This is a genomic window from Streptomyces fradiae (assembly GCF_041270065.1).
GTDB lineage: Bacteria > Actinomycetota > Actinomycetes > Streptomycetales > Streptomycetaceae > Streptomyces.
The window spans coordinates 678,239-701,008 of the sequence record NZ_CP065958.1 but is presented as its reverse complement, the minus strand read 5'-3'; the positions used below and the strand labels follow the sequence as shown (position 1 = coordinate 701,008).

Sequence of the window (22,770 nt, the reverse complement as noted above, 5' to 3'; positions counted from 1 at the left end):
CCCGGTGGGGCCGCTCGGGGAGGAACCCGGATCGCCTTGGGTCGCGGGCGGCGGCTCGGCGGTGCCGCCCACCGCGGCCGGGCGGGAGTGGATGCCGACCGGCCCGGGCGTCGTGTCGCTGCGGCCCGAGGGCGGCAGTTCTGCGTCCCCGTTCGGGCAGGAGCCCGTACCGACCGGGCCGGTGGCCGGGCGTCGGACGGCATCGCCTGCTGCGCCCGCGCAGGAAGCCGTGCCGCCCGGCAGCCTTGCGGCAACGCACGCCGCACCGTCGCGGCCCGAGGCCGGCGGCCCGGCCGCGTCGGGGTGGGCGCCCACCGAGCCCGGCGCCGTACCGCGCCCGCCCCAGGGCTTCGGTCCGGCGGTCGCGCCGGCGACGAGCCCCGTGGCGTACGGAGGGCGGGGCGGCCCCGCAGGGCCGCCCGCGCGCAAGCGGTCTGGGGCGGCGCTGGTGGCCGCAGCCGTCGCGGGCGTGCTGCTTGTCGGCGGCGGGGTGACGTACGCGCTGCTCGACCGCGACAGCGGCCAGGGCAATGGCCGTGAGCCGGTCGCCGGCGGGGCGGAGTCGGCGCGGCCCACCGGCGATGCCGGACGGGTTCTCGACCCGGGCGCGCCCGGCGGGCGGCCGTCCGCGTCCGCGACGCCCTCGCGGGAGGGCGGCAAGCCGTCGGCCTCCCCGTCCGCGCCCTCGTCGGCCCGGCCCGGAACCCGGCCGACCACCGCACCCACGCCCGCCCGCACCGGCGGCACCCAGACCGCGCCCGCGCCGGTACCCGTACCCACGCCGTCGAGCGGCGGCGGCTGCACCGCGAAGGGCGGCGGGAAGTACGACTGCCAGGTGTGGCGCACGGAGAAGACGTACCGCCACGACGGCGGCGAGATGGGCGTCCTGAACGCCGGTACGAACTACTTCTACTGCCAGGTCGACCTGGGCCGCCGCGAGACCTACGGCCGGTGGACCAACACCTGGTGGGCCAGGACCGACGACGACAGCGGCAACACCAACGTGTACTTCAGCGTCGTCTACATCAAGGGCGGCAACAACGACCAGCCGGTGCCGGGCCTCCCGATCTGCTGAACCCGGCCTCCGCGCGCGTCAGGCCGCCACGCGTCAGGCCGCCACGCGTCAGGCCGCCACGCGTCAGGCCGGCGGCGCGATCTCGCCCGAGCCCCGGGCGATCAGCCGCGTCGCGAGGACCGTCGTCTCCGGCGCCCCGGCCACCCCGTCGAGGCGCCGGAACAGCCGCTGCGCCGCCGTGCGGCCGAGCGCCGCCGCGTCCTGCGCGATGACCGTGATGCCCAGCAGATCGGCCAGCTCGATGTCGTCGAACCCGACCAGCGCGACCGGCCGTTCGCGCCCCGCGAGCACCCGGACCGCCGTGACCGTCACCCGGTTGTTGCCCGCGAACAGCGCCGTCACCGGCTCAGGACCGGACAGCATCGCCTCGACCGCCGCCGCGACCCGCTCCGGATCCGTCGGCCCGAGCGACACCCACCCCTCGGCGACATCGAGCCCCGCGTCCTCCATCGCCGCCCGGTAGCCGCGCAGCCGCTCCGTCGCGGTGTGGATGCGCGGGCTGTCGCCGATGAAGCCGATCCGCCGGTGCCCGTGCGCGATCAGGTGCGCCACGCCCGCCCGGGCGCCGCCGAAGCTGTCCGAGAGCACCGTGTCCGCCTCGATCCGGCCCGCCGGCCGGTCCACGAAGACCGTGGCCACGCCCGCCCGCATCTCCGGCTCCAGATAACGGTGGTCGCCGCCCGCCGGGATGACGATGAGCCCGTCCACCCGGCGCGCGCACAGCGCGAGCGCCAACTCCTGCTCGCGCTCGGGGTCCTCGGCGCTCGAACCGTTGATGAGCAGCGCCCCGTGCGCCCGCGCCACCTCCTCGACGGCGCGGCTCAGCGGTCCGTAGAACGGGTCGGCGAGGTCCTCCAGGACCAGTCCGACCGACGCCGTGCGCCCCTTGCGCAGCACCCGCGCGCTGTCGTTGCGGCGGAAGCCGAGCGACTCGATGGCCTCCTGCACCCGGCGCTCGGTGTCGGGCGTGACGCCCGGCTCGCCGTTGACCACCCGTGAGACGGTCTTCAGGCCCACGCCCGCCCGGGCGGCGACGTCCTTCATGGTGGGCCGATTGCCGTAACGGTGCTCGGGGCGGCGGGCGATGTCGGCCACGGTGCGAGGTTCCTCCGTCGGGTGTGCGATCGGGCGCTCAGATGCGTATCGATCTCGTTGCTGTCGAGCATAGGCCCTGGACAACGTTGTCAGAGGCGGGAAGACTGTAGGTCGCACCCACCGTCCCCACGGAGATCCGGAGCCCATGAGCACAGACCTCGTCGTCGCCCTCGACATCGGCGGCACCAAGATCGCCGGAGCGCTGGTCGACGCCGGGGGCCGCATCCAGGTGCGCGCCCAGCGGCCGACGCCCGCGCGCGAGGACGGCGAGACGGTGATGAAGGCCGTGACGGCGGTGCTCGACGAACTCGCCGGCTCCCCGCTGTGGGCCTCCGCCGGGGCCGTCGGCATCGGCAGCGCGGGCCCGGTGGACGCTTCGGCCGGCACCGTCAGCCCGGTCAACGTGCCCGGCTGGCGCGACTTCCCGATCGTCGAACGGGTGCAACGGGCCACCGGCGGACGGCCCGTCACCCTGGTCGGCGACGGCGTCGCGATGACCGCCGCCGAGCACTGGCAGGGCGCGGCGCGCGGCCACGACAACGCGCTCTGTCTCGTCGTCTCCACCGGCGTCGGCGGCGGCCTCGTCCTCGACGGGCGGCTCCACCCCGGCCCCACCGGCAATGCGGGTCACATCGGCCACATCAGCGTCGACCTGGACGGCGACCCCTGCGCCTGCGGCGGACGCGGCTGCGTCGAGCGCATCGCCAGCGGCCCGCACATCGCCCGCCGCGCTCTGGAGGCCGGCTGGCGGCCCGGCCCGGACGGCGACGCCTCCGCCGCCGCGGTGGCGGCCGCCGCCCGGGCCGGCGACCCGGTGGCCGCCGCCTCCTTCGAGCGCGCCGCCCAGGCCCTGGCCGCCGGGATCGCCGCCACCGCCTCCCTGGTCGAGATCGACATCGCGGTCGTCGGCGGGGGAGTGGCCGGCGCCGGCGAGGTCCTCTTCGCCCCGCTGCGCCGCAGCCTCCGCTCGTACGCCACGCTCTCCTTCGTCCGCGGCCTCACGGTCGTGCCCGCCCTCACCGGCACCGACGCCGGCCTGCTCGGCGCCGCCGCGGCCGCCGCCCCGCGTACGGACGCGAGTACGGCTCCGATACGAGGCTGAGCGCACCCGGCGGCGCGGGCCGGGCCGTAGGGCGTACGCGGGGCGCACGCAGGGCGCGCGGAGGCGCCGTGCGGCCGGCGGGGCGGGGCCCTCCGCGCCGTACCGCCACCGCGCCCGACGTGTCCGGCGGCTTCCGGTCGGGTCCGGTACGGCCCGGCGCGCACCGCTCCGCACCGCCCCGGCACGTACCGGGCGGGCGCCGGACCCCTGCCGCAGACCGGCGAACGGCCGCGCGCGGGGGCGTGCGCCGGACCGCCGCCGCCCGGTGGTTTCCGTGGCAGGGTGGTGCGGGCAAGCCACCTGGGGCCGACGATGAGGGGGAATCGTGATCATCTGGATCAACGGGGCGTTCGGCGCGGGGAAGTCCAGCACCGCGCGCGAACTGGTCGAGCTGATCCCGGACAGCACGCTGTACGACCCCGAGGCCACCGGTGGCGCGCTGAGCCGGCTGCTCCCGCGGAAGCGTCTAGCGGAGGTCACCGACTTCCAGGACCTGCCGATCTGGCGCCGCCTCGTCGTGGACACCGCCGCCGCGCTCCTCGCCGAGCTGGGCGGGGTGCTCGTGGTCCCGATGACCCTGTTGCGGCAGGAGTACCGGGACGAGATCTTCGGCGGCCTCGCCGCCCGCCGGATCGAGGTCCGGCATGTGGTGCTCGCTCCCGACGAAACGATCCTGCGGGAGCGGATAGAGGGCCGTGCCGCGCTCGTGGGCGCCGTCGACGCCGCCGAGGCGGCCGTCACCGCCCGGTCCACCGGCGAGGCCCCGGCCGATGCCGCGGCCCGCTCGGGCCGCTGGTGCCTCGGCCAGCTCGACCGCTACCGGAGCGCCCTCGACGGCTGGCTCGCCTCCGACGCGTACACCGTCGACAACTCCGTGCTGACCGCGGCCGAGACCGCCCGGGCCGTCGCCGACGCCGTCACCACCGGCCGCGCCGCCCCCTGCGGGATCGTCCAGACCCCCGAACCGACCGGCGAGACCCTGGCCGCCGGGGTGCTGCTCTTCGACGAGGACGATCGCTTCCTGCTCGTCGACCCCACCTACAAGCCCGGCTGGGAGTTCCCCGGCGGCGTCGTCGAACCGGGCGAGGCACCCGCCCGGGCCGGCATGCGCGAGGTCGCCGAGGAGATCGGGCTCCGCCTCGACACCGTGCCCCGGCTGCTCCTCGTCGACTGGGAACGCCCCCAGCCCCCCGGCTACGGCGGCCTCCGCCTGCTCTTCGACGGCGGCCGCCTCTGCTCCGCCGACGCCGAACGCCTCCTCCTGCCCGGCGCCGAACTCCGCGCCTGGCGCTTCGTCACCGAAGCCGAAGCCGCCGACCTCCTCCCCCCGGTCCGCTACACCCGCCTCCACTGGGCCCTGCGCGCCCGCGAACGCGGCACGGTCCTGAACCTGGAGGCGGGCGTCCCGGTGGGCTGAGGCCCTCGGGTCCGGCTGGGTCGTGTCCTCCGGATCTTGCCGGCGCCCCCGACGCCAGCCTGATCCGGCCCGAGCCGAAAGACGGCCTGGCGCCGCCCCTTCACCCGTCAGCGCCGCCCGTAGCCGCGGGCGGCGATCCGGGAGGCGACGAGTCGGACCGTCTCCGGCATCTCCGGGTGGCCCGAGGTCTCCAGAAGGGCGATCGCCACGCCCCCGTGCAGCACGCGCAGCCGCGGCCCGTCCGCTTCCAGGACCACGCCGTGATAGGGGTGCTCCCACAGCAGGGTCGAGCCTTCCCAGAGCTGCATCCGGCGGGTGGTCGTGCGCAGCTGGTACGGGGCGTGTTCGGCCTGGGTGGTGCGGCTCGGCGGCGGGGCGGGGGCGTGCCACACCCCGTATTCGTTGAGCACGGTCTCGCCCGGCTCCAGCGAATCGGCGCGCACCCGGTGCTCGCGCCCGAGCCGCGCACCGCCCCACGCGCCGGCGGCGGTGGCCGCGACCGCGAACGGGGCCACGACCCACCAGGGGAAGCCCCCGGCCACGGCGTTGAGCGACTCGGCGCCCATGACCACGCCGCCGACCCCGGCACCGATCACCCCGCCCAGGATCCCGGCCCGGCGGATCCGCCGGGACCGCTCCTCGTCCGTCGGCTCCTCTGACATGCTTCCCCCTGTTCGACAAGGAGGAGACGATCAGTCAGACCTCGCCGGTTCCCGGCGCGAAGTCAGGGACGGACGGGGCCGGTTCCGCCGCCTTCGTGAACGCCTTCGCCAAGCGCTCCGCCGTGTCCTCGGTCACCGGCTCGCCGTGCCCGCAGCACAGCACCGACGGACGAAGGTCCGCGAGGCGGCCCATCGAGGCGAGCGCCTCCGCCCGGTCCACGTGGAGGACGCCGAACATCACGTCCGGCACCGAGGCCACCGTGTCACCGGTGAACAGCACGCCGTGGCGCGGGAGATGAACCGCGATCGAGCCGGGCGTGTGGCCCGGTCCGTGCACGACGACCGCGCCGTCGCCGAAGTCGAGCAGCTCGCCGCCCCAGAGCTCGCGGTCCACCCGGGTCGGCGGTGCCTCCGGGCTGGTGAGCCCGTGCTCGTGGATCGGGCGCTCCCAGTCCAGCAGATCGGGCTCGGGGACGGGGAGTTCGCCCCGGACGTACGGGGCGTCGAGAGCGTGCGCCAGGATCTCGGCGCCGAAGCGGTCCGCCAACTCCCCGGCCGCGCCCACGTGATCGCGGTGGCCGTGGGTGAGCACGATCCGGCGGATGCCGGACGGGTCAAGACCGGCGCCGCGCAGCGCCGCCTCGATCTGGTCCGCCGCACCGGCCCAGCCGGCGTCGATCAGGGTCGACTCCGCGCCGTCGCACCAGAGATAGGCCTGGCCGATGGGGAAGCGGAGCATGTGCAGCCGGGGAGTGATCTCCACGAGTTCCAGGTCTGTGAGGTCCATGCCGCGAACGTACGCGCGGCACCCCGCCCGGCGGGCCGGTCTACGCTCTGGGCGAGTTCCGCCCAGAGCGTGAGCCCGGCGAACCGCTTACGCCTTCGAGCGGGCGTAGTTGACCAGGAAGTGCGCCTCCGCCACCGACAGGCGCTCCAGCTCCTCCGGCGACACCGACTCGTTCACCGCGTGGATCTGCGCGTCCGGCTCGCTCAGGCCGATCAGCAGGATCTCCGACTCCGGGTAGAGCGTGGCCAGCGTGTTGCACAGCGGGATCGAGCCGCCCATGCCGGCCGTCTGCATCTCCAGACCCGGGTACGCGACCTTCATCGCCTCCGCCATCGACGCGTACGCCGGGCTGGAGGTGTCCGCCTGGAACGCCTGGCCCTGGCCGACCTGCTCGACGGCGACCCGCGCGTTCCACGGCGTGTGCTTCTCGATGTGCGCGATCAGCAGCTCCGTCGCCTTCGCCGCGTCCTGGCCGGGCGGCACCCGCAGGCTGATCTGCGCACGGGCGCTCGCCGGGATGGACGGGGTGGCGCCGGCCACCGGGTGGGCGTCGATGCCGATGACGGTCACGGCCGGACGGGCCCAGATGCGGTCGGCCACCGTGCCGTTGCCCGGCAGGTCCACCCCGTCGAGCACCTTCGCGTCCTTGCGGAAGTCCGCCTCCGGGTACTGCAGGCCCTCCCACGCCGCGTCCGCCGGCAGACCGTCGATCACGGTCGAACCGTCCTCGGCGCGCAGCGAGTCGAGGATCCGGATGAGCGCCGCGAGCGCGTCCGGCGCGGCACCGCCGAACTGGCCCGAGTGCAGATTGCCCTGCAGCGTGTCGACGCTGACCCGGATCATCGTCATTCCGCGCAGCGTCGCCGTCACCGTCGGCAGCCCGACGCGGAAGTTGCCCGCGTCGCCGATCACGATCGCGTCGGCCGTCAGCAGCTCGGGGTGCGCCTCCGCGTACCGCTCCAGACCGCCGGTGCCCTGCTCCTCCGAGCCCTCCACGATCACCTTGACCGTGACCGGCACGCCGCCGTTGGCCTTCAGCGCGCGCAGCGCGAGCAGGTGCATGACGAAGCCGCCCTTGCAGTCGGCCGCGCCGCGCCCGTACCAGCGCCCGTCCGCGCGCTCGGTCAGCTCGAACGGCGGGGTCAGCCACGCCGCCTCCACCAGCATCGGCTGCACGTCGTAGTGCGCGTAGAGCAGCACGGTCGGCGCGCCCGCCGGGCCGGGCAGCACGCCGTACACCGACTGCGAACCGTCCGGGGTGTCGAGCAGCGCCACGTCCTGGAAGTCCTCGGCGCGCAGCGCGTCGGCCACCCAGTTCGCGGCGGCCTCGCACTCGCTGCGCGGGGCGACGGCCTCGTCCGCGACCGACTGGAAGGCCACCAGCTCCGTCAGCTCCGCCTTGGCGCGGGGCATCAGGGATGCGACGGTCTCGGCGATCGGATTCGCGGTCATGGGCACGCTCCTGGTGGGTGCGACGTTGTGAGGACGACGCCGTGTTCGGTTGTACGGCGAACGCACGGTCGATCCTACGCGCGGGGCGGCCCGGCCCGGCCGGGCCCCGCTACCGGGCCGTAGGATGCGGCAGAGCAGGAACCACCGGTCGGATCAGGAGCAGAAGCACATCGTGAGCAGCGAGAACGCAGACGCCGGAGCGGACGAGGGCGCGGCGGAAGGCTTGGCGGAGACCGGCTCCGGGCCGGTTGATCCGGACGCCGGACAGCACGACGGACAGCAGGTCTGGGACGTGGTCGTCGTCGGCGCCGGCCCCGCCGGGGCCTCGGCGGCCTATGCGGCGGCGGTGTCCGGCCGCCGGGTGCTGCTCCTGGAGAAGGCCGAGCTGCCCCGCTACAAGACCTGCGGCGGCGGCATCATCGGCCCGTCGCGCGACGCGCTGCCGCCCGGTTTCGAACTGCCCCTGCAGGACCGTGTGCACGCCGTCACCTTCCAGCTCGGCGGGCGCTTCGCCCGTACCCGCCGCTCCCGGAAGATGCTCTTCGGCCTGATCAACCGGCCCGAGTTCGACGCCCAGCTGGTGGAGCACGCCCAGAAGGCGGGCGCCGAGCTGCGCACCGGAGTGACCGTCAGCCGGGTGGAGCAGCACGGCCCGTCCGTGCCGGACCGCCGCACGGTCGCCGTGGTCCTCGCCGACGGCGAGACCGTGCTGGCCCGCGCGGTCGTCGGCGCCGACGGCAGCGCCAGCCGCATAGGAGCACACGTCGGGGTCAAGCTCGGCCAGGTCGACCTCGGCCTGGAGGCCGAGATCCCGGTGCCCGCGTCGGTCGCGGAGGACTGGAAGGGCCGGGTCCTCATCGACTGGGGTCCGCTGCCGGGCAGTTACGGATGGGTGTTCCCCAAGGGCGACACGCTCACCGTCGGCGTCATCTCGGCGCGCGGCGAGGGCGCGGCCACCAAGCGCTATCTGGAGGACTTCGTCGCGGGCCTCGGGCTCGCGGGCTTCGAACCGGCCGTCTCCTCCGGCCACCTGACCCGCTGCCGCACCGACGACTCGCCGCTCTCCCGCGGCCGGGTCCTGGTGTGCGGCGACGCGGCGGGCCTGCTCGAGCCGTGGACCCGCGAGGGGATCTCCTTCGCGCTGCGCTCCGGGCGACTCGCGGGGGAGTGGGCGGTCCGGATCGCGGAGGCCGGCGACGCCGTGGACGCGCGGCGGCAGGCGCTCAACTACGCGTTCGCCATCAAGGCCGGTCTGGGCGTCGAGATGGCGGTGGGCCGGCGGATGCTCGCGGTCTTCGAGCGCCGGCCGGGGCTGCTGCACGCGGCGATCACCGGTGTGCGGCCGGCCTGGAAGGCCTTCGCGGACATCACCCGTGGCGTGACGACGCTGGCGGGCATGGTGCGGGGCAACGGCCTGGCGCGCCGTGCGCTCGACCTGCTCGACCGGTCGATGGACACCTCGGTGGGCGTGGGCCCGGCGGGCCGCGGTGTGACGCCGGCGAAGGACGAGCCCGCAGCCGACGCGCGGTAGGCCCGGCGGGAACGGAAGCGTGAGGGCGGGGCCCGGCCACTGGCCGACCCCGCCCTTTGCCATTCCGCCAGGCCGCTCAGGCGCCTGCGATGTCGGCGATGGCGTCGATCCGGAAGACCGGGTGCCTGGGCGCGATGGCGCGCAGCTCCTCGTCCGTCGAGTCCGGGCCGACGCCCTCGAAGAACACACCGACCTCGGCCTTCCAGCGCTTCAGGTAGGCGCGGAGCAGCACTGGCTTGTCGTCGTCGCCGACCTCGACGGCGGTGAACGTCTGCACGTGCTTGCCGAGGTGCAGCTCGCCGCCGCCCGCCGCGCGCATGTTGTGGGTCCACTGGACGTGGCCGCGCGGGGCGACGAGGTACTGGGCGCCGTCCACCGTCAGCAGATTGACCGGGGTACGGCGCCACTCGCCGCTCTTGCGGCCGCGCACCGCGAGTACCCGGGAGCCCCAGACGCTGATGCCGCGCCGGGTGATCCAGGCGACGAAGCGGTTCATCACGTGGACGGTGAACCAGCCGGGCTTCATGACGTGGGCGGGGGTGTGGGCGGACATCGGAGCCTCCAGGCGGCGGGCACGAGGTATGGGGTGAGCGCCGCTCCAAAGTGTGAGCAGTGCTCTCGCTTGAGACCAGTGTGCACGGATCGGCGCTCTCAAGCAAGAGCAGTGCTCTCATTTCAGTGCGGTGCTCCGAAACATGGCAGACTGCTCTCCATGACCACCGTTCAAGGAGCCCGCGCCCGCGCCCGGATCGAGATCACCGCCGCCATCAAGGACGAGGCCCGCCGACAGCTCGCCGCCGAAGGCGCGGCCAAGCTCTCGCTGCGCGCCGTCGCGCGCGAGCTCGGCATGGTCTCCTCCGCGCTCTACCGCTACTTCCCGAGCCGCGACGACCTGCTGACCGCGCTGATCATCGACGCGTACGACTCCGTCGGCGCCGCCGCCGAACAGGCCCGCGCCGCCGCCGAGACCGCCGCCCCCGGCGACCACCTCGCCCACTGGACCGCCGTCTGCCGCGCCGTCCGCGCCTGGGCGGTGGCGCACCCCCACGAGTACGCCCTGATCTACGGCTCCCCGGTCCCCGGCTACTCCGCCCCGCAGGACACCGTCGTGCCCGCCTCCCGCGTCGGCCTGCTCCTCGTGTCCACCGCCCGGGCCGCGTACGACGACAAGGCCGTCGCCCCGCCGCCGCTCCCGGCCACCCTCCACCCCGAGGCCGAGCGGCTGGCCGACGACCTCGCCCCCGACCTGCCACCGCCGCTCGCGGTCGCCCTCGTCTTCGCCTGGGCCCAGCTCTTCGGCCTGATCTCCTTCGAGGTGTTCGGCCAGTTCAACAACGTCGTGGAGGACCGCGACGCCTTCTTCGCGGCGGCGGCGGAACGGCTCGGCCGCGACGTGGGGCTCCTGCCGAAGCCGTGACCGGGGCGGCCGGCCGGGCGGGCGGGCCGAGACCGAGGGCGCGGGGGACGTGCAGGGGGCCGCGTTCGGGACGTGAAGCGTGATTTGTGGCGCGGAATGGAGGCCCTTGATCCTCCGCGGGACCCGGCCGCGCCGTAAATCATGCAGTCCCGAATGCGGTCACCGGAACGGCACCCGCGCCACCCGCGCCCCCACTCGTACTCCCCCGGGAGTACGGGTGACCACCCCGCCCGGCGGACGCCCCCGCGGGCCAGGCGCGTCTAGCGTGGGGCGCATGGACGAAGAGCCGAGCAGCAGGCGGGGGCCCCGGCCCGGCGGGCCGTGGGGCGGCTGGGAGCGCCATGGGCTGCCCTGGCGGTCGACGCTGGCCGTCGGGGTGTTCGTGCTGGTCGGCTCCGGCTTCGCCGCCCGCAACCAGCCCGAGCGCGTCGCGATCGACGGACTCGCCCGCACCCTCCTCGTCCTCGCCGTCCTGCCGCTGCTCCTCCGCCACCGCCGCCCCGTGCCCGTCGTGTCCGCCGTGGCGGCGGTGACCCTCGCGTACCTGGCCGCGGGATTCGCGTACGGTCCGGTCTTCGTCCCCGTCGCGCTCGCCTGCTTCGCCGCCGTCGTGCACGGCCACCGCCGCGCCGCGTGGTGGGCGCTCGGATCGCTCTGGGCCGGACACCTGCTGATCGCGCACTGGCTGTACCGGTATCTCCCGCCCGCCGGCGACGGCCCGGCGCCCTGGGGGCAGGAACTCCCGACCGCCGCGTTCGTCGTGGCCATCCTCGCCGCATCCGAACTCGTCCGGGTGCGCCGCGAGCAGTGGGCCAAGGAGCGCGCCGAACGGGCCGCCGCCGAGCGGCGCCGGGCCGACGAGGAGCGCCTGCGGATCGCCCGCGAGCTGCACGACGTCCTCGCCCACTCCCTCTCCGTGATCAACGTCCAGGCCGGCGTCGGCCTCGCGCTCCTCGACTCGGACCCGACCCAGGCCCGCACCGCGCTCACCACCATCAAGGCCGCCAGCAAGGAGGCCCTCGGCGAGGTGCGGCAGGTGCTCGACACCCTGCGGGCTCCCGGCGACGCACCCCGAGCGCCCGCCCCCGGCCTGGACCGGCTCCCGGAGCTGGTCGAGCAGGCCGCCGCGGCCGGCCTCACCGTACGCACCGAGACCGAGGGGCGGCCCAGACGGCTGCCGCCGGGGACGGAACTCGCCGCGTTCCGGATCGTGCAGGAGGCGCTCACCAACGTGGTCCGCCACTCCGGCTCCCGCACCGCCACCGTCGTCCTCGGCTACCGCGCCGGCACCCTGGAGGTCAGCGTCGACGACGCGGGACCGGCCACCGGCGGCGACGCGGGCGGCAGCGGCAACGGACTTGCCGGAATGCGGGAGCGGGCCGCCGCGCTCGGTGGCACCATCGAGGCGGGCACCCGGCCGGACGGCGGCTTCCGGGTGCGCGCCAGCCTCCCCGTCCGCCCCGAGGAGCCGATCCGTTGAGCCCCGCGAGCCCCGAGACACCCGACACGCCCGAGTCGCCCGGCACACTGGAGCCGCCCGGCACACCGGCACCACCCATCCGCGTCCTGCTCGCCGACGACCAGTCCCTGGTCCGGGCCGGCTTCCACGCCCTCCTGTCGGCCCAGCCGGACATCGAGGTCGCCGGCGAGGCCGCGGACGGCGCGGAGGCCGTCGAGCGGGTCCGCGCCCTGCGCCCCGATGTGGTCCTGATGGACATCCGGATGCCCCGCCTCGACGGCCTCGCCGCCACCCGCGAGATCACCGCCGACCCGGAACTCGCCGCGGTGAAGGTGGTCATGCTGACCACCTTCGAGCTCGACGAGTACGTCTTCGAGGCGATCCGCTCCGGCGCCTCGGGCTTCCTGGTGAAGGACACCGAGCCCGAGGAACTGCTGCGGGCCGTGCGCGCGGTCATGGACGGCGACGCGCTGCTCTCGCCCGGCGTGACCCGCCGCCTCATCGAGGAGTTCGCGGCCCGCTCCAAGGCGCCCGCCCGGACCGTCGGCCTCGGCGAACTCACCGAGCGGGAGCGGGAGGTGATGGCCCTGGTCGGCCTCGGCCTGTCCAACGAGGAGATCGCCCGCCGCCTCGTCGTCAGCCCGCTGACCGCCAAGACCCACGTCAGCCGCACGATGGTGAAACTCGGCGCCCGCGACCGGGCCCAACTCGTCGTTCTCGCCTACGAGTCGGGCCTGGTGCGCCCCGGCTGGCTCGGCTGAACCGCCGCTCTGCGCCTACGACCAGGTGATGGCCGAGTTCTCCCGCCACAACCGGGCGAGCCCCGCGTCCCCGGACATCCGCACCGCATCGAGCGGCAGCCGGTTCCACAGCGTCAGATACAACCGGTCGGCGGGCCCGCTCAGTTCACAGTCGGCGGGGCGGGTGCCGTCCGCGTCGCGCTCGGTCCGGGGAGCCTCCGGGGACAGGTGTACGTCCCAGAGGTCGCCGGTGTCCGTGGCCCGGACCCGCAGCAGGGCGGGCCGCTCCGTACGCACCCGGCTCTTGTCCCGGCCGTGCATCGCGCGCAGCAGCTCGTCCACGCCGTCGGCGGCGAGCGCCGGGTCCACCGGGCCCGGGCCGGCCGGGAGCGCCGACTCGGCGTCCGCCCGGTGAACAGTGGTCTCGTGCGCCTGGCGGCGCGCCCAGAAGGCGAGCGGCGACGGCGCCGGCAGGAAGGTCCAGCACTCCAGGTCGGCCGGGGCGGTGCGGAGGGCGGCCACGAGCCGCTCGTGCCCTCCGCGTACGTACGCGAGAAGCGCGTCGCCGTCCAGATCGGGTTCGCCGCCGTCCGGGTGGTAGGAGGTGTGGCCCTCGGCGACGAAGGCGGTGGCCCAGCGGTGCACCATCGTGGTGTGCCGCAGCAGGTCGCGCACCCGCCAGCCGGGGCAGGTGACGACCTCGGCGTCGGTCCCGGCCGCCGCCGCGGCGGTCAGGAGGGCCTTGCCCGCGGTGTCGAGCGCGTCGATGTGCGTGTCGATGCTCAGGGTGTCCATGACACGGATTATGACGAGGTGACGGAGGCCGACGGCGCGGGGGAGACGGGCGGGCCCCCAAGGTGCGCCCGCCCCGCGCTCCCGGCCCCCACCGCTCAACTCCTTCCGGACGCCCGCCTGTCCCGCGCCGCCCACCCCATCGCCGCCGCCCCCGCCGCGAGCACCGCGACCGTCGTCAGGGCGACCGGCAGCGAGAACCAGTCGGCGAGGAAGCCGATGGACGGCGGGCCGAGGAGCATGCCGCCGTAGCCGAGGGTGGACGCGGTGGCGACGCCGCTCGGTCCGGCGAGGGCGCCGGCACGGGCCACGGCGACCGGGAAGATGTTGGCCAGGCCGAGGCCGGTCACGGCGAAGCCGAGCAGGGCGGCCCACACGGTCGGCGCGAGCGCGCCGAGGAGCATGCCCGCGGCGGCGGTGAGCCCGCCCGCGACCAGGGTGCGGGTCTGGCCGAGGCGTTCGAGCAGGGCGGTGCCGGAGAGCCGGCCGGCGGTCATGGTGAGGGCGAACAGCGAGTAGCCGGCCGCCGCCACGCCGGGGTGCGCGGCCAGGTCCTGCGCCAGGTGCAGGGCGCCCCAGTCGGCGAGCGCGCCTTCTCCGTACGCCGTGCAGAGCGCGATCACACCGAAGACGACCACGGCCCGGCGGGCTCCGGCGGTACGGGCCGGTCCGCCGCCGGCCTTCGGACGCGCCGGCAGCGCCTCGGGCGGGGCGGGGGAGGGGTGCCGCAGGAGTACGGGACCGGCGGCGGCTGTCAGGAGCAGGCCGGCCGCCGTGAGGCCCAGCAGATGGGCGGTGGGGGAGAGGGCGCCCGCCACGAGTCCGCCGAGCCCGGCGCCGAGCATGCCGCCGAGGCTGAAGGCGGCGTGGAAGCTCGGCATCACCGGGCGGCGCAGCGCGGCGACCAGGTCGACGGCGGCGCTGTTCATGGCGACGTTGATGCCGCCGTACGCGGCGCCGAAGACCAGAAGCACCAGGCCGAGCGCGAGCGGGGAGCGGGTCAGCGGCGGCAGGGCCAGGGAGAGCGAGAGGAGCACGGCCGTGACGACGGTGACGGGGTGGCTGCCGTAACGGCGGCACAGGCGCCCGGTGAGCGTCATGGTCACGACCGCGCCCGCGGACACGCCGAGCAGCGCGAGGCCGAGGTCGCCGGCCGAGGCGCCGGTCTGCTGCTTGATGGCCGGGATGCGGACCACCCAGCCGGCGAAGAGGAATCCGTCGAGGGCGAAGAACAGGGTGAGGGCGGTGCGGAGGCGGGTCAGGGAGAGGATGGCGGTGTCTCCGCGGGTTCCCCCCGATACGGCCGTCCGTACTTTGTTTAGTAGCGGCACAAACTCAGGATAGGGGTGACCGCCGCCCGGATTCAAGCCGCCGGGCACGCCCGCCCCGGCCCCCGGACGCCCTTGCCCCTTCCCCCGGACCCGCGCGCCCCGGAGCCTCCCGCCGCATCCCCCCAGGGTTCGGACCCGGCCAAAGCGGGACGGCAGGGGATTCCGGGCGGGCGATCATGGGACACTCGGGGCCATGAACGGCAAGGCGACGACGACCCGCACACGGCTGGACAGGGGGCGCAGCGCGCTCGGACCCGCGCTCGAACTCGTGCACACGGGCCGGGCCCCGACCCGCGCCGTGCTCACCGCCGAGCTCGGGGTCACCCGCGCCACCGCCGGCGCCGTCGCCGCCGAGCTGGAGGCCCTGGGCCTCATCCGCGTCGACTCCAACCCGGGCGCCGCCGCCGGCTCCCAGGGCCGGCCCTCGCACCGGCTCACCGTCGACGAGAAGGGCCCCGTCGCCCTCGCCGCCCAGGTGCACGCCGACGGCTTCCGGGCCGCCCTGGTCGGTCTCGGCGGCACCATCGAGGCCACCGCCCCCGGCTGTGTGACCGTCTCCGCCGACCCCGCCCAGGTGCTCGGCGCCGTCGTCGAGGCCGGGGCCGCGCTGCTCCGCGCCACCGGCCGGCGGTGTGTCGGCGCCGGACTCGCCGCGCCCTCCGCGGTCGCCGAGCCGGAGGGCACCGCGCTCAACCCGCTGCACCTCGCCTGGCCGGCCGGTGCGCCGGTGCGCGAGATCTTCGCCGAGCAGATCCGCGCCGCCGGCATCGAGGGCCCCGCCTTCACCGGCAACGACGTCAACCTCGCCGCCCTCGCCGAGCACCGGCACGGCGCCGGCCGCGGCGCCAAGGACCTGCTGTGCGTGGCCACCGGCCACCGCGGCGTCGGCGGCGCGCTCGTCCTCGACGGGCGCCTGCACACCGGGAGTTCGGGCCTCGCCCTGGAGGTCGGCCATCTCACCGTCAACCCCGAGGGCCGCCCCTGCCACTGCGGTTCGCGCGGCTGCCTCGACGTCGAGACCGACCCGCTGGCCTTCCTCACCGCCGCGGGCCGTGACCCCGGCCCCGAGGTCTCGCTGCTCCAGCAGGCCCGCGACCTGCTGCGCGACCACGCCGACGACCCCGGAGTCCGGGTCGCCACCGGGGAGTTGATCGACCGGCTCGGCCTCGGCCTCGCCGGACTCGTCAACATCCTCAACCCCGACCGGATCATCCTCGGCGGCCTGCACCGCGAGCTCCTGGACGCCGACCCGGGGCGGCTTCGCGCCGTGGTCGCCGACCGCAGCCTGTGGGGCCGCAGCGGCGGCGTACCGATCCTGCCCTGCACCCTCGACCACAACAGCCTGGTCGGCGCCGCCGAACTCGCCTGGCAGCCGGTCCTCGACGACCCGCTAAATGCCTTGGGCGGTACGGCCGACGCCAGCTAGGGTCGCGCCCCATGACCGAAACCCCCGCCACAGACGCCATGGCCGCAGACACCGCAGACGACTCCGCCGGCGGACCGCCGCCCTTCGGCGCCGGACTCACCTTCCACGGCCCGCTGTCCGAGGCCCGGGCCGACGCCATGATCGCGCGGCTCGCCGCCGCCTCGCCCGCCACGGTGCTCGACATCGGCTGCGGCTGGGGCGAGTTGCTGCTCCGGGTGCTCGCCGCCGTCCCCGGCGCCAAGGGGCTCGGGATCGACATCAACGGCGCCGACCTCGCCCTGGGGCGACAGCTCGCCGTCGAGCGGCGCCTCTCGGAACGTGTCGAGTACGTCGAGGAGTCCGGCCACGGTACGACCCGCGGCCCCGCCGACACCGTGCTGTGCCTCGGCTCGGGCCAGGCGCTGTGCGACCCCGACGGCCCGTACGACCTCGTCACCATCCTGCGCGAACTGCGCCGTCTGGTACGGCCCGGCGGCCGGGTCCTGCTCGGCGAGGGCTTCTGGCAGCGCATCCCCACGGACGCCGAGCTGGCCCGGTTGTGGCCCGGCGCCCGCGTCGAGGACCACACCACCCTCGACGTCCTCGTGGACCTCGCGATCGAGGCGGGCTTCCGGCCCGCCTGGATCGAGACGGCGAGCCCGGAGGAGTGGGAGGCCTTCGAGTCCGGCTACCGCCAGGCCACCGAACTCTGGCTCGCCGCCCACCCCGAGCACCCGCTGGCCGCCGAGACCCGCGCCCGGGTCGACCGGCAGCGCGGCCACTGGCTCGGCTACCGCGACCTGCTCGGCATCGCGTACCTCACGCTGGTGCCGGTGGGCTGAGGCGGGCGAAATCCGCTGGGACCCCGCCCGGGGAAGCCCCTAGGGTGACCGGGTGACGACCCGGATGATCATCCTCAACGGCGGTTCCAGCTCCGGCAAGACCGGCATGGTCCGCTGCCTCCAGGCCGTGCTGCCCGAGCCCTGGCTGGCCTTCGGCGTCGACGACTTCGTCGACGCCCTGCCCGCGAAGCTCGAAGGCACCCCGGGCGGCATCGAGTTCGACGCGGACGGCGCGGTGCGCGTCGGACCGGAGTTCCGCGCCCTGGAGGCGGCCTGGACGGAGGGCATCGTGGCGATGGCCCGGGCGGGCGCCCGGATCGTCGTCGACGACGTCTTCCTCGGCGGCGCCGCCTCCCAGGACCGCTGGCGCGCGGCCACCGCCGGACTCGACGTGCTGTGGGTCGGCGTCCGCTGCGCCCCCGAGGTGGCCGCCGCGCGCGAGATCGCCCGCGGCGACCGCACCGGCGGCATGGCGGCCCAGCAGGCCGAACTCGTCCATCAGGGCGTCACGTACGACCTGGAGGTCGACACCACCCGTACCGAGTCGCTCGACTGCGCCCGGACGATCGCGGCGCACGTGCGCCGCTGACCCCGGTCCGTCGTCCCCACCGGACGGCTACCAGGTGCGTCCCGGGCCGAGACCCGCGCGCTCCGGGGCGGACAGGTGCGGCACCTGGAACCGGTCGGCGTCCGGCTCCTCGACACCCGGGTCGGCCCACAGCGTGAAGGTGAGCAGCTCCCAGTGACGCGGATCCACGGCGACGGCCCGCGCCACCACGCCGTCGGCCTTGACCTCGGCGGCCTGCCGCTCCAGGGCGCTCTCGACCGCCTCGGCCGGGGTGAGACGGTCCGGAATCGGCCGGCGGCGGCGCGTCGCGGTGCGCGGCGGCTCGGCGGACGCCGGGCCCTCGTCGTACGCGAGGCCGGTCCAGTGCTGGACCACCGGCCGTCCGAAGTCGTTGACGATGCCCTGGAATCCGGGCCCCCACAGGAAGGCGTTCATCCCGGCCGGGTCCGCCCACAGATAGAACGGCGCGTACTGGTTCACCGGCGAGCCGTCCGCCCGCTCACGTATCAGATACGCCTTGAGACCGAGGCCCGGGAAGGCGTCGAGCAGATGCCCGCGGGTCGCCACCCGCTCGCGGATGATCCCCATGTCGTAGTCGGCGGGCAGGGTGATCTCGTACTGCAGGGCGTGCATGAACCGTGCTCCTTCACATCGTCGTCCGAGCATCGTGGTCAGCGGGCGGCACGGGGCGCGAGCAGCGCGAGCAGGCCGCGTACGGCCGTGTCGAAGGCGGCGGGGGAGCCGGAGGCGCGGGCGAGCACATAGCCGCCCTGCACGGTCGCGACGATCGTCGCCGCGAGCTCCGCTGCCTCCAGCGGGCCGCCGAACTCCCCGGCGTCCAGGCCCTCCTGGACGATTCCGGTGAGCCGGCCGCGCAGCCAGTCCAGCGTCTCGTCGACCGGCGCGCGCAGCTCCGCGCTCGCGACGACCTCGGGGTCCATCGTCAGCCGCCCCACCGGACAGCCGCGCAGCACGTCGCGCTCGCGCAGCAGATACGCCTCGATCCGCGCGTACGCCGTGCCCTCGCCGCCGAGCACCCGCTCGGCGGCGGCCCGCAGCTCGGCCGCGCTCCGCCGGATCGCGGCAAGCGCGAGGTCCTGCTTGCCGTCGAAGTGGTGGTACATGCTGCCCTGACCCGCCCCGGCGGCCTGCTGGATCGCCTTCGGGCTGGTGCCGACGTAACCGCGCTCCCACAGCAGTTCGCGGGTGGCCTCGATCAGTCGTTCCGGCGCGTCGGCACTCCTGGCAGCACTCATGATCCTCACTGTACATACCAGTAGGTACAGAGTCGAGGAGCAGCCGCCCGCGCTGCCCGTACTCCCTGGGTGGTACGCGAGAAGCCGCTGGCCGTACGACGACTCGGGGGCCTGTCCGGAGCGAGTCTCGAGGTATCGACCACCGGAGGAGCTGACCGACGATGAACACTCTCGCTTACGCGGGCCCCGGCCCGTGGATCCTCTTCTTCCCGCTCGTCTGGGCGGCCGTGATCTTCACCGCGATCACCCTGGTACGCCGCTTCGGCCGGTTCCGCCGTGACGGCTGGGGCGGCCCCGGCGGCCCCGGCACCCCGCGCGTCGACGAGCAGTCGCCGATCGCGCTGCTCGGCCACCGCTTCGCCGCCGGCGAGATCGACGAGGACGAGTACTGGCGCCGGCTGACCGTCCTGGAGGAGCAGTTCGGGCGGCGTACGACCGATGACAAGGGGCGCCGCCGATGACCACCACCACCGCGCTTCCCGCGGCCGCCGCGCGGGTCGTCGACGCCGTGAAGGTCTACGGCGCCGGTGACACCGAGGTCCGGGCCCTGGACGGGGTGAGCGTCGCCTTCCCGGCCGGCCGCTTCACCGCGATCATGGGTCCCTCGGGCTCCGGCAAGTCCACCCTGATGCACTGCGCCGCCGGGCTCGACACCCTCACCTCGGGCTCCGCGCTGATCGGCGACACCGACCTGTCCGCCCTCGACGACCGCGGGCTCACCCTGCTGCGCCGCGAGCGGATCGGCTTCGTCTTCCAGGCCTTCAACCTGCTGCCGACGCTGACCGTCGCCGAGAACATCACGCTGCCCCTGGACCTCGCCGGGATCGCCCCCGAGCAGGCACGGCTCGACGCCCTGATCGACGCCGTCGGCCTGCGCGACCGGCTGCACCACCGCCCGAGCGAGCTGTCCGGCGGCCAGCAGCAGCGGGTCGCCGTCGCCCGGGCCTTCGCCGGCGCCCCCGACGTGGTCTTCGCCGACGAACCCACCGGCAATCTCGACTCCCGCTCCGGCGAGGAGGTGCTGCGGCTGCTCGGCGACACCGTGCGCGGCACCGGCCGCACGGTCGTCATGGTCACCCACGACCCGGTGGCCGCCGCCCACGCCGACGAGGTGGTCTTCCTCGCCGACGGACGCCTCGTCGACCGGATGCAGGCACCGACCGCCGAGCGGGTCCTCGACCGGATGAAGTCCCTCGACGGGCCGCACGACTCCCTGGCGGGGAGGAGGGCGCTGACATGACCGCCACCGGCCGTACCACCCGGCCCACCCCACGCCGCACCACCCGCACCGCCCTCCGCCTCGGCCTCGCCGCCCTCCGCACCCACCGGCGCCGCTTCCTCGGCACCTTCGCCGCCGTCCTGCTCGGCGTCGCCTTCCTCACCGGCACCCTCGTCATGGGCGACACCCTCCGGGCCGGCTTCGACACCCTGTTCGCCGACGCCAACCGCGGCACCGACGCCGTCGTCCGCAGTACGGACGTGGTGACCGCGGCCGGCGAGACCCAGGGCACCCGCGGCCCGGTCGACGCCGCACTCGCCGCCCGGATCGCCCAGGTCCCGGGCGTCGCGGCGGCCGTCCCGCGCGTCGAGGGCGCGGGCCAGCTCGTCGGCGGCAACGGCAAGCCCGTCGGCGGCCAGGGCCCGCCCACCCTGGCCGGCACCTGGATCCAGGACCCCGAGCTCAACCCGTACGCCCTCGCCGAGGGCCGCGCCCCGCAGAAGTCCGGCGAGGTCGTCGTCAACCGCGGTGCCGCCGAGGCCGGCGGGCTCGCGCTCGGCTCCACCACCGTGCTCCGCACCCCGGACCCGGTGCGCGTGACCGTCGTCGGCCTGGCCACCTTCGGCGGCGCGGACGGCATGGGCCAGGTCACCTACACCGGCCTGACCGCCGCCGACGCCGAGAAGTACCTGGCACCGAAGGCCGGCGAGGCCACCGACATCCTCGTCCGGGCCGGCCCCGGCACCTCCCAGGAGGAACTGGTCGACGCCCTGGCACCCGTACTCCCGCGGGACGTCGAGGCGATCACCGGACAGCAGGCCACCGACGAGAGCAACGAGATGATCTCCGGCCGCTTCCTCGGCCTGTTCACCACCCTGCTCCTGGTCTTCAGCGGCATCGCCCTGCTGGTCTCGGTGTTCTCCATCCACAACACCTTCGCCATCGTCGTCGCCCAGCGCACCCGCGAGAACGCGCTGCTGCGCGCGCTCGGCGCCGAGCGCCGCCAGGTCGTCGGCATGACCCTGGCCGAGGCGGTCGCCGTCGCGGTGCTCGCCTCCGCGGCCGGACTCCTCGGCGGCATCGGCATCGCCGCCGGTCTGCAGGCCCTCTTCCCGGCGATCGGCTTCCCCTTCCCGGACGGGTCCCTGGTGATCGGCGCGGTGTCCCTCGTGCTGCCGTTCGCCGTCGGCCTCGCCGTCTGCGTCGGCTCGGCCCTGCTGCCCGCCGTACGGGCCGGGCGCACCGCCCCGCTCGCCGCGCTGCGCGAGACCGCCGTCGACGACTCCGCCGCCTCGCACCGCCGCACCGCGCTCGGCGCCGGACTGCTGCTGCTCGCCGTCGGCCTGGTGCTCACCGGGGTGCTCGCGGTGCCCTCGCTGTGGCTGGCCGGCTCCGGCGCGGTGCTCGCCCTCGCCGTGTTCGTCGTCCTGGGCCCGGTGGCCTCCTCGTACGCGGTACGGATCCTGGGCGGCCCGCTGCGCGGCACCAACCGGGGGCTCGCCCGCCGCAACGCGCTGCGCAGCCCGCGCCGTACCGCCGCGACCGCCACCGCGCTGATGATCGGCGTGGCCGTCGTCTCCCTCTTCACCGTCTTCGGCGCCTCCCTCAAGGCGACCATGGACGACACGGTGTCCCGTTCCTTCGCGGGCGACGTGGCCGTCAGCACGCCCTCGTTCGGCGCGGGCGGCAGCGGCCTGAGCCCGGGTCTCGCGCCCGCCGTCGCCGCGCTGCCCGAGGTGGACACGGCCGTCGGCCTGGGGCAGGGGATCGCCGAGGTGGACGGGCGGGGCCGGGCCCTGACCGTCACGGACCCGGCGGCGCTCTCCCGGGTGCTCGACCTCGGGGCCGTACGCGGCTCGCTGGCCGGGCTCGGCACGGACGGGATCGCGGTGGCGGACGACGAGGCCGAGCGGTACGGGCTCGTGCCCGGCCGCACCGCGGAGCTGGCGTTCACCGACGGTACCCGGCAGACCTTCACCGTACGGGCCGTGTACGCGCGATCCGATCTGGCCGGCGACTATCTGGTCACCCGTCAGGCCTGGGCCCCGCACCGGATCCAGGACGCCGACCGGCTGGTCGCGGTGACCTTCGAGGACGGCGTCTCGACGGGTACGGGCGAGGCGGCGGTGCAGAACGTCGCGGAGCGCTTCGGCAACCCCGAGGTGCAGACCCGCGAGGAGTACGCGGAGTCCTCGGCGGCTGGCATCGACATGATGCTGACCCTGGTCTACGCGCTGCTCGCGCTCGCCGTCCTGATCGCCCTGCTCGGCATCGCCAACACACTGACCCTGGCCGTCCACGAACGCACCCGCGAGCTGGGCCTGCTGCGGGCGGTCGGCCAGACCCGGGCGCAGCTGCGGGCCATGGTCCGCTGGGAGTCCGTCCTGGTCGCGGCCTTCGGTACGGTCGGCGGGCTGCTGCTCGGCGGCTTCCTCGGCTGGGTCCTGGTGGCGGCCTCCGACGGCGCCTCGGACAGCGCGTTCAGCTTCGCGCTGCCGCCGCTGCGGCTCGCGGTGGTCGCCCTGATCGGACTCGCCGCGGGCGTCGTCGCGGCCTGGCGGCCGGCCCGCCGGGCGGCCCGCCTGGACGTGCTGCGGGCCATCGCGACGGAGTGAACCGG

At 75.3% G+C, this 22,770-nt stretch carries 22 protein-coding genes; 13 read left to right on the top strand and 9 right to left on the bottom strand.

All coding sequences use genetic code 11. From position 1 onward, the window contains the following. Nucleotides 1-448 precede the first annotated feature (448 nt). Nucleotides 449-1,075: a hypothetical protein gene (locus tag JAO84_RS03100; protein WP_370416958.1), complete on the top strand. Its 627-nt coding sequence runs from the start codon at nt 449-451 to the stop codon at nt 1,073-1,075. Between the two features lie 63 nt (nt 1,076-1,138). Here the strand turns inward: JAO84_RS03100 and JAO84_RS03095 are convergent, their stop codons facing one another. After that, entirely contained in the window at nt 1,139-2,170 is a 1,032-nt protein-coding gene (locus JAO84_RS03095; protein WP_370410155.1) for a LacI family DNA-binding transcriptional regulator, read from the bottom strand. Between the two features lie 145 nt (nt 2,171-2,315). Between JAO84_RS03095 and JAO84_RS03090 the strand changes: the two genes are divergently transcribed. Beyond that, nucleotides 2,316-3,272, top strand: coding sequence for an ROK family protein (locus tag JAO84_RS03090; RefSeq protein WP_370410154.1), 957 nt, complete (start codon nt 2,316-2,318; stop codon nt 3,270-3,272). Between the two features lie 325 nt (nt 3,273-3,597). Continuing rightward, complete coding sequence (locus JAO84_RS03085; protein ID WP_370410152.1) at nt 3,598-4,689, top strand: NUDIX domain-containing protein; 1,092 nt, start codon at nt 3,598-3,600, stop codon at nt 4,687-4,689. 107 nt (nt 4,690-4,796) lie between these two features. Here the strand turns inward: JAO84_RS03085 and JAO84_RS03080 are convergent, their stop codons facing one another. From JAO84_RS03080 to JAO84_RS03070, 3 genes are all read right to left on the bottom strand, one after another. Next, nucleotides 4,797-5,351, bottom strand: a complete 555-nt coding sequence (locus JAO84_RS03080; RefSeq protein ID WP_370410150.1) for a hypothetical protein — start codon at nt 5,349-5,351, stop codon at nt 4,797-4,799. A 34-nt stretch (nt 5,352-5,385) separates the two neighbouring features. Then, nucleotides 5,386-6,138, bottom strand: a complete 753-nt coding sequence (locus JAO84_RS03075) for an MBL fold metallo-hydrolase (protein WP_370410148.1) — start codon at nt 6,136-6,138, stop codon at nt 5,386-5,388. 87 nt (nt 6,139-6,225) lie between these two features. Further along, nucleotides 6,226-7,590: a dipeptidase gene (locus JAO84_RS03070; RefSeq protein WP_370410146.1), complete on the bottom strand. Its 1,365-nt coding sequence runs from the start codon at nt 7,588-7,590 to the stop codon at nt 6,226-6,228. A 124-nt stretch (nt 7,591-7,714) separates the two neighbouring features. Between JAO84_RS03070 and JAO84_RS03065 the strand changes: the two genes are divergently transcribed. Further along, a complete protein-coding gene (locus JAO84_RS03065; RefSeq protein WP_370410144.1) occupies nt 7,715-9,121 on the top strand; it encodes a geranylgeranyl reductase family protein in 1,407 nt (468 codons plus the stop codon). A gap of 76 nt (nt 9,122-9,197) precedes the next feature. On the opposite strand, the gene JAO84_RS03060 is transcribed toward JAO84_RS03065, so the two are convergent. Beyond that, nucleotides 9,198-9,674 (bottom strand): nitroreductase family deazaflavin-dependent oxidoreductase, encoded by a 477-nt coding sequence (locus tag JAO84_RS03060; RefSeq protein WP_370410142.1) that lies wholly within the window; start codon nt 9,672-9,674, stop codon nt 9,198-9,200. Nucleotides 9,675-9,833: 159 nt separating this feature from the next. On the opposite strand from JAO84_RS03060, the gene JAO84_RS03055 reads away from it, so the two are divergent. The 3 genes from JAO84_RS03055 (at nt 9,834) to JAO84_RS03045 (ending at nt 12,758) form a co-directional block, all read left to right on the top strand. Continuing rightward, nucleotides 9,834-10,538 (top strand): TetR/AcrR family transcriptional regulator, encoded by a 705-nt coding sequence (locus JAO84_RS03055; protein ID WP_370410140.1) that lies wholly within the window; start codon nt 9,834-9,836, stop codon nt 10,536-10,538. 274 nt (nt 10,539-10,812) lie between these two features. Further along, on the top strand, nt 10,813-12,018 hold the full coding sequence (locus JAO84_RS03050) for a sensor histidine kinase (RefSeq protein WP_370410138.1): 1,206 nt from the start codon (nt 10,813-10,815) through the stop codon (nt 12,016-12,018). A gap of 77 nt (nt 12,019-12,095) precedes the next feature. Then, nucleotides 12,096-12,758 carry a response regulator transcription factor gene (locus tag JAO84_RS03045; protein ID WP_265868903.1) on the top strand — a complete coding sequence of 221 codons (663 nt, stop codon included), beginning with the start codon at nt 12,096-12,098 and terminating at the stop codon, nt 12,756-12,758. Between the two features lie 15 nt (nt 12,759-12,773). On the opposite strand, the gene JAO84_RS03040 is transcribed toward JAO84_RS03045, so the two are convergent. Both JAO84_RS03040 and JAO84_RS03035 read right to left on the bottom strand, forming a co-directional pair. After that, nucleotides 12,774-13,523 (bottom strand): maleylpyruvate isomerase family mycothiol-dependent enzyme, encoded by a 750-nt coding sequence (locus JAO84_RS03040; protein WP_370416635.1) that lies wholly within the window; start codon nt 13,521-13,523, stop codon nt 12,774-12,776. A 104-nt stretch (nt 13,524-13,627) separates the two neighbouring features. After that, on the bottom strand, nt 13,628-14,860 hold the full coding sequence (locus JAO84_RS03035) for an MFS transporter (protein ID WP_370410136.1): 1,233 nt from the start codon (nt 14,858-14,860) through the stop codon (nt 13,628-13,630). Between the two features lie 193 nt (nt 14,861-15,053). On the opposite strand from JAO84_RS03035, the gene JAO84_RS03030 reads away from it, so the two are divergent. The 3 genes from JAO84_RS03030 (at nt 15,054) to cpt (ending at nt 17,696) form a co-directional block, all read left to right on the top strand. Further along, on the top strand, nt 15,054-16,286 hold the full coding sequence (locus JAO84_RS03030; RefSeq protein WP_370410134.1) for an ROK family protein: 1,233 nt from the start codon (nt 15,054-15,056) through the stop codon (nt 16,284-16,286). A gap of 38 nt (nt 16,287-16,324) precedes the next feature. Continuing rightward, entirely contained in the window at nt 16,325-17,107 is a 783-nt protein-coding gene (locus JAO84_RS03025) for a cyclopropane-fatty-acyl-phospholipid synthase family protein (protein ID WP_370416634.1), read from the top strand. A gap of 64 nt (nt 17,108-17,171) precedes the next feature. Continuing rightward, nucleotides 17,172-17,696, top strand: a complete 525-nt coding sequence (gene cpt, locus JAO84_RS03020; RefSeq protein ID WP_370416633.1) for a chloramphenicol phosphotransferase CPT — start codon at nt 17,172-17,174, stop codon at nt 17,694-17,696. 27 nt (nt 17,697-17,723) lie between these two features. Here cpt and JAO84_RS03015 read toward each other — a convergent pair whose 3' ends face one another. Both JAO84_RS03015 and JAO84_RS03010 read right to left on the bottom strand, forming a co-directional pair. Further along, nucleotides 17,724-18,308 carry a DUF4865 family protein gene (locus JAO84_RS03015; protein ID WP_370410132.1) on the bottom strand — a complete coding sequence of 195 codons (585 nt, stop codon included), beginning with the start codon at nt 18,306-18,308 and terminating at the stop codon, nt 17,724-17,726. Nucleotides 18,309-18,346: 38 nt separating this feature from the next. Then, entirely contained in the window at nt 18,347-18,931 is a 585-nt protein-coding gene (locus tag JAO84_RS03010; RefSeq protein ID WP_370410130.1) for a TetR/AcrR family transcriptional regulator, read from the bottom strand. A 161-nt stretch (nt 18,932-19,092) separates the two neighbouring features. Here JAO84_RS03010 and JAO84_RS03005 point away from each other — a divergent pair, with 161 nt between their 5' ends. Genes JAO84_RS03005 through JAO84_RS02995 form a run of 3 tightly spaced genes read left to right on the top strand, consistent with a single transcriptional unit; the run spans nt 19,093 to nt 22,765 of the window. Further along, complete coding sequence (locus JAO84_RS03005) at nt 19,093-19,392, top strand: SHOCT domain-containing protein (RefSeq protein WP_370410128.1); 300 nt, start codon at nt 19,093-19,095, stop codon at nt 19,390-19,392. Beyond that, entirely contained in the window at nt 19,389-20,171 is a 783-nt protein-coding gene (locus JAO84_RS03000) for an ABC transporter ATP-binding protein (protein WP_370410126.1), read from the top strand. The genes JAO84_RS03005 and JAO84_RS03000 overlap by 4 nt, the downstream gene beginning before the upstream one ends. Continuing rightward, nucleotides 20,168-22,765 carry an FtsX-like permease family protein gene (locus JAO84_RS02995; protein WP_370410124.1) on the top strand — a complete coding sequence of 866 codons (2,598 nt, stop codon included), beginning with the start codon at nt 20,168-20,170 and terminating at the stop codon, nt 22,763-22,765. Before JAO84_RS03000 ends, JAO84_RS02995 begins: the two co-directional genes overlap by 4 nt. Nucleotides 22,766-22,770 lie beyond the last annotated feature (5 nt).

What these genes read in the sequence shown, in the direction of transcription:
- JAO84_RS03030 (WP_370410134.1), top strand. Translation starts at nt 15,054, where the DNA reads ATGAACGGCAAGGCGACGACGACCCGCACACGGCTGGACAGGGGGCGC.
- JAO84_RS02995 (WP_370410124.1), top strand. Translation starts at nt 20,168, where the DNA reads ATGACCGCCACCGGCCGTACCACCCGGCCCACCCCACGCCGCACCACC.
- JAO84_RS03060 (WP_370410142.1), bottom strand. Translation starts at nt 9,674, where the DNA reads ATGTCCGCCCACACCCCCGCCCACGTCATGAAGCCCGGCTGGTTCACC.
- JAO84_RS03070 (WP_370410146.1), bottom strand. Translation starts at nt 7,590, where the DNA reads ATGACCGCGAATCCGATCGCCGAGACCGTCGCATCCCTGATGCCCCGC.
- JAO84_RS03005 (WP_370410128.1), top strand. Translation starts at nt 19,093, where the DNA reads ATGAACACTCTCGCTTACGCGGGCCCCGGCCCGTGGATCCTCTTCTTC.
- JAO84_RS03075 (WP_370410148.1), bottom strand. Translation starts at nt 6,138, where the DNA reads ATGGACCTCACAGACCTGGAACTCGTGGAGATCACTCCCCGGCTGCAC.
- JAO84_RS03015 (WP_370410132.1), bottom strand. Translation starts at nt 18,308, where the DNA reads ATGCACGCCCTGCAGTACGAGATCACCCTGCCCGCCGACTACGACATG.
- JAO84_RS03000 (WP_370410126.1), top strand. Translation starts at nt 19,389, where the DNA reads ATGACCACCACCACCGCGCTTCCCGCGGCCGCCGCGCGGGTCGTCGAC.
- JAO84_RS03055 (WP_370410140.1), top strand. Translation starts at nt 9,834, where the DNA reads ATGACCACCGTTCAAGGAGCCCGCGCCCGCGCCCGGATCGAGATCACC.
- JAO84_RS03090 (WP_370410154.1), top strand. Translation starts at nt 2,316, where the DNA reads ATGAGCACAGACCTCGTCGTCGCCCTCGACATCGGCGGCACCAAGATC.
- JAO84_RS03010 (WP_370410130.1), bottom strand. Translation starts at nt 18,931, where the DNA reads ATGAGTGCTGCCAGGAGTGCCGACGCGCCGGAACGACTGATCGAGGCC.
- cpt (WP_370416633.1), top strand. Translation starts at nt 17,172, where the DNA reads ATGATCATCCTCAACGGCGGTTCCAGCTCCGGCAAGACCGGCATGGTC.
- JAO84_RS03065 (WP_370410144.1), top strand. Translation starts at nt 7,715, where the DNA reads ATGCGGCAGAGCAGGAACCACCGGTCGGATCAGGAGCAGAAGCACATC.
- JAO84_RS03050 (WP_370410138.1), top strand. Translation starts at nt 10,813, where the DNA reads ATGGACGAAGAGCCGAGCAGCAGGCGGGGGCCCCGGCCCGGCGGGCCG.
- JAO84_RS03080 (WP_370410150.1), bottom strand. Translation starts at nt 5,351, where the DNA reads ATGTCAGAGGAGCCGACGGACGAGGAGCGGTCCCGGCGGATCCGCCGG.
- JAO84_RS03025 (WP_370416634.1), top strand. Translation starts at nt 16,325, where the DNA reads ATGGCCGCAGACACCGCAGACGACTCCGCCGGCGGACCGCCGCCCTTC.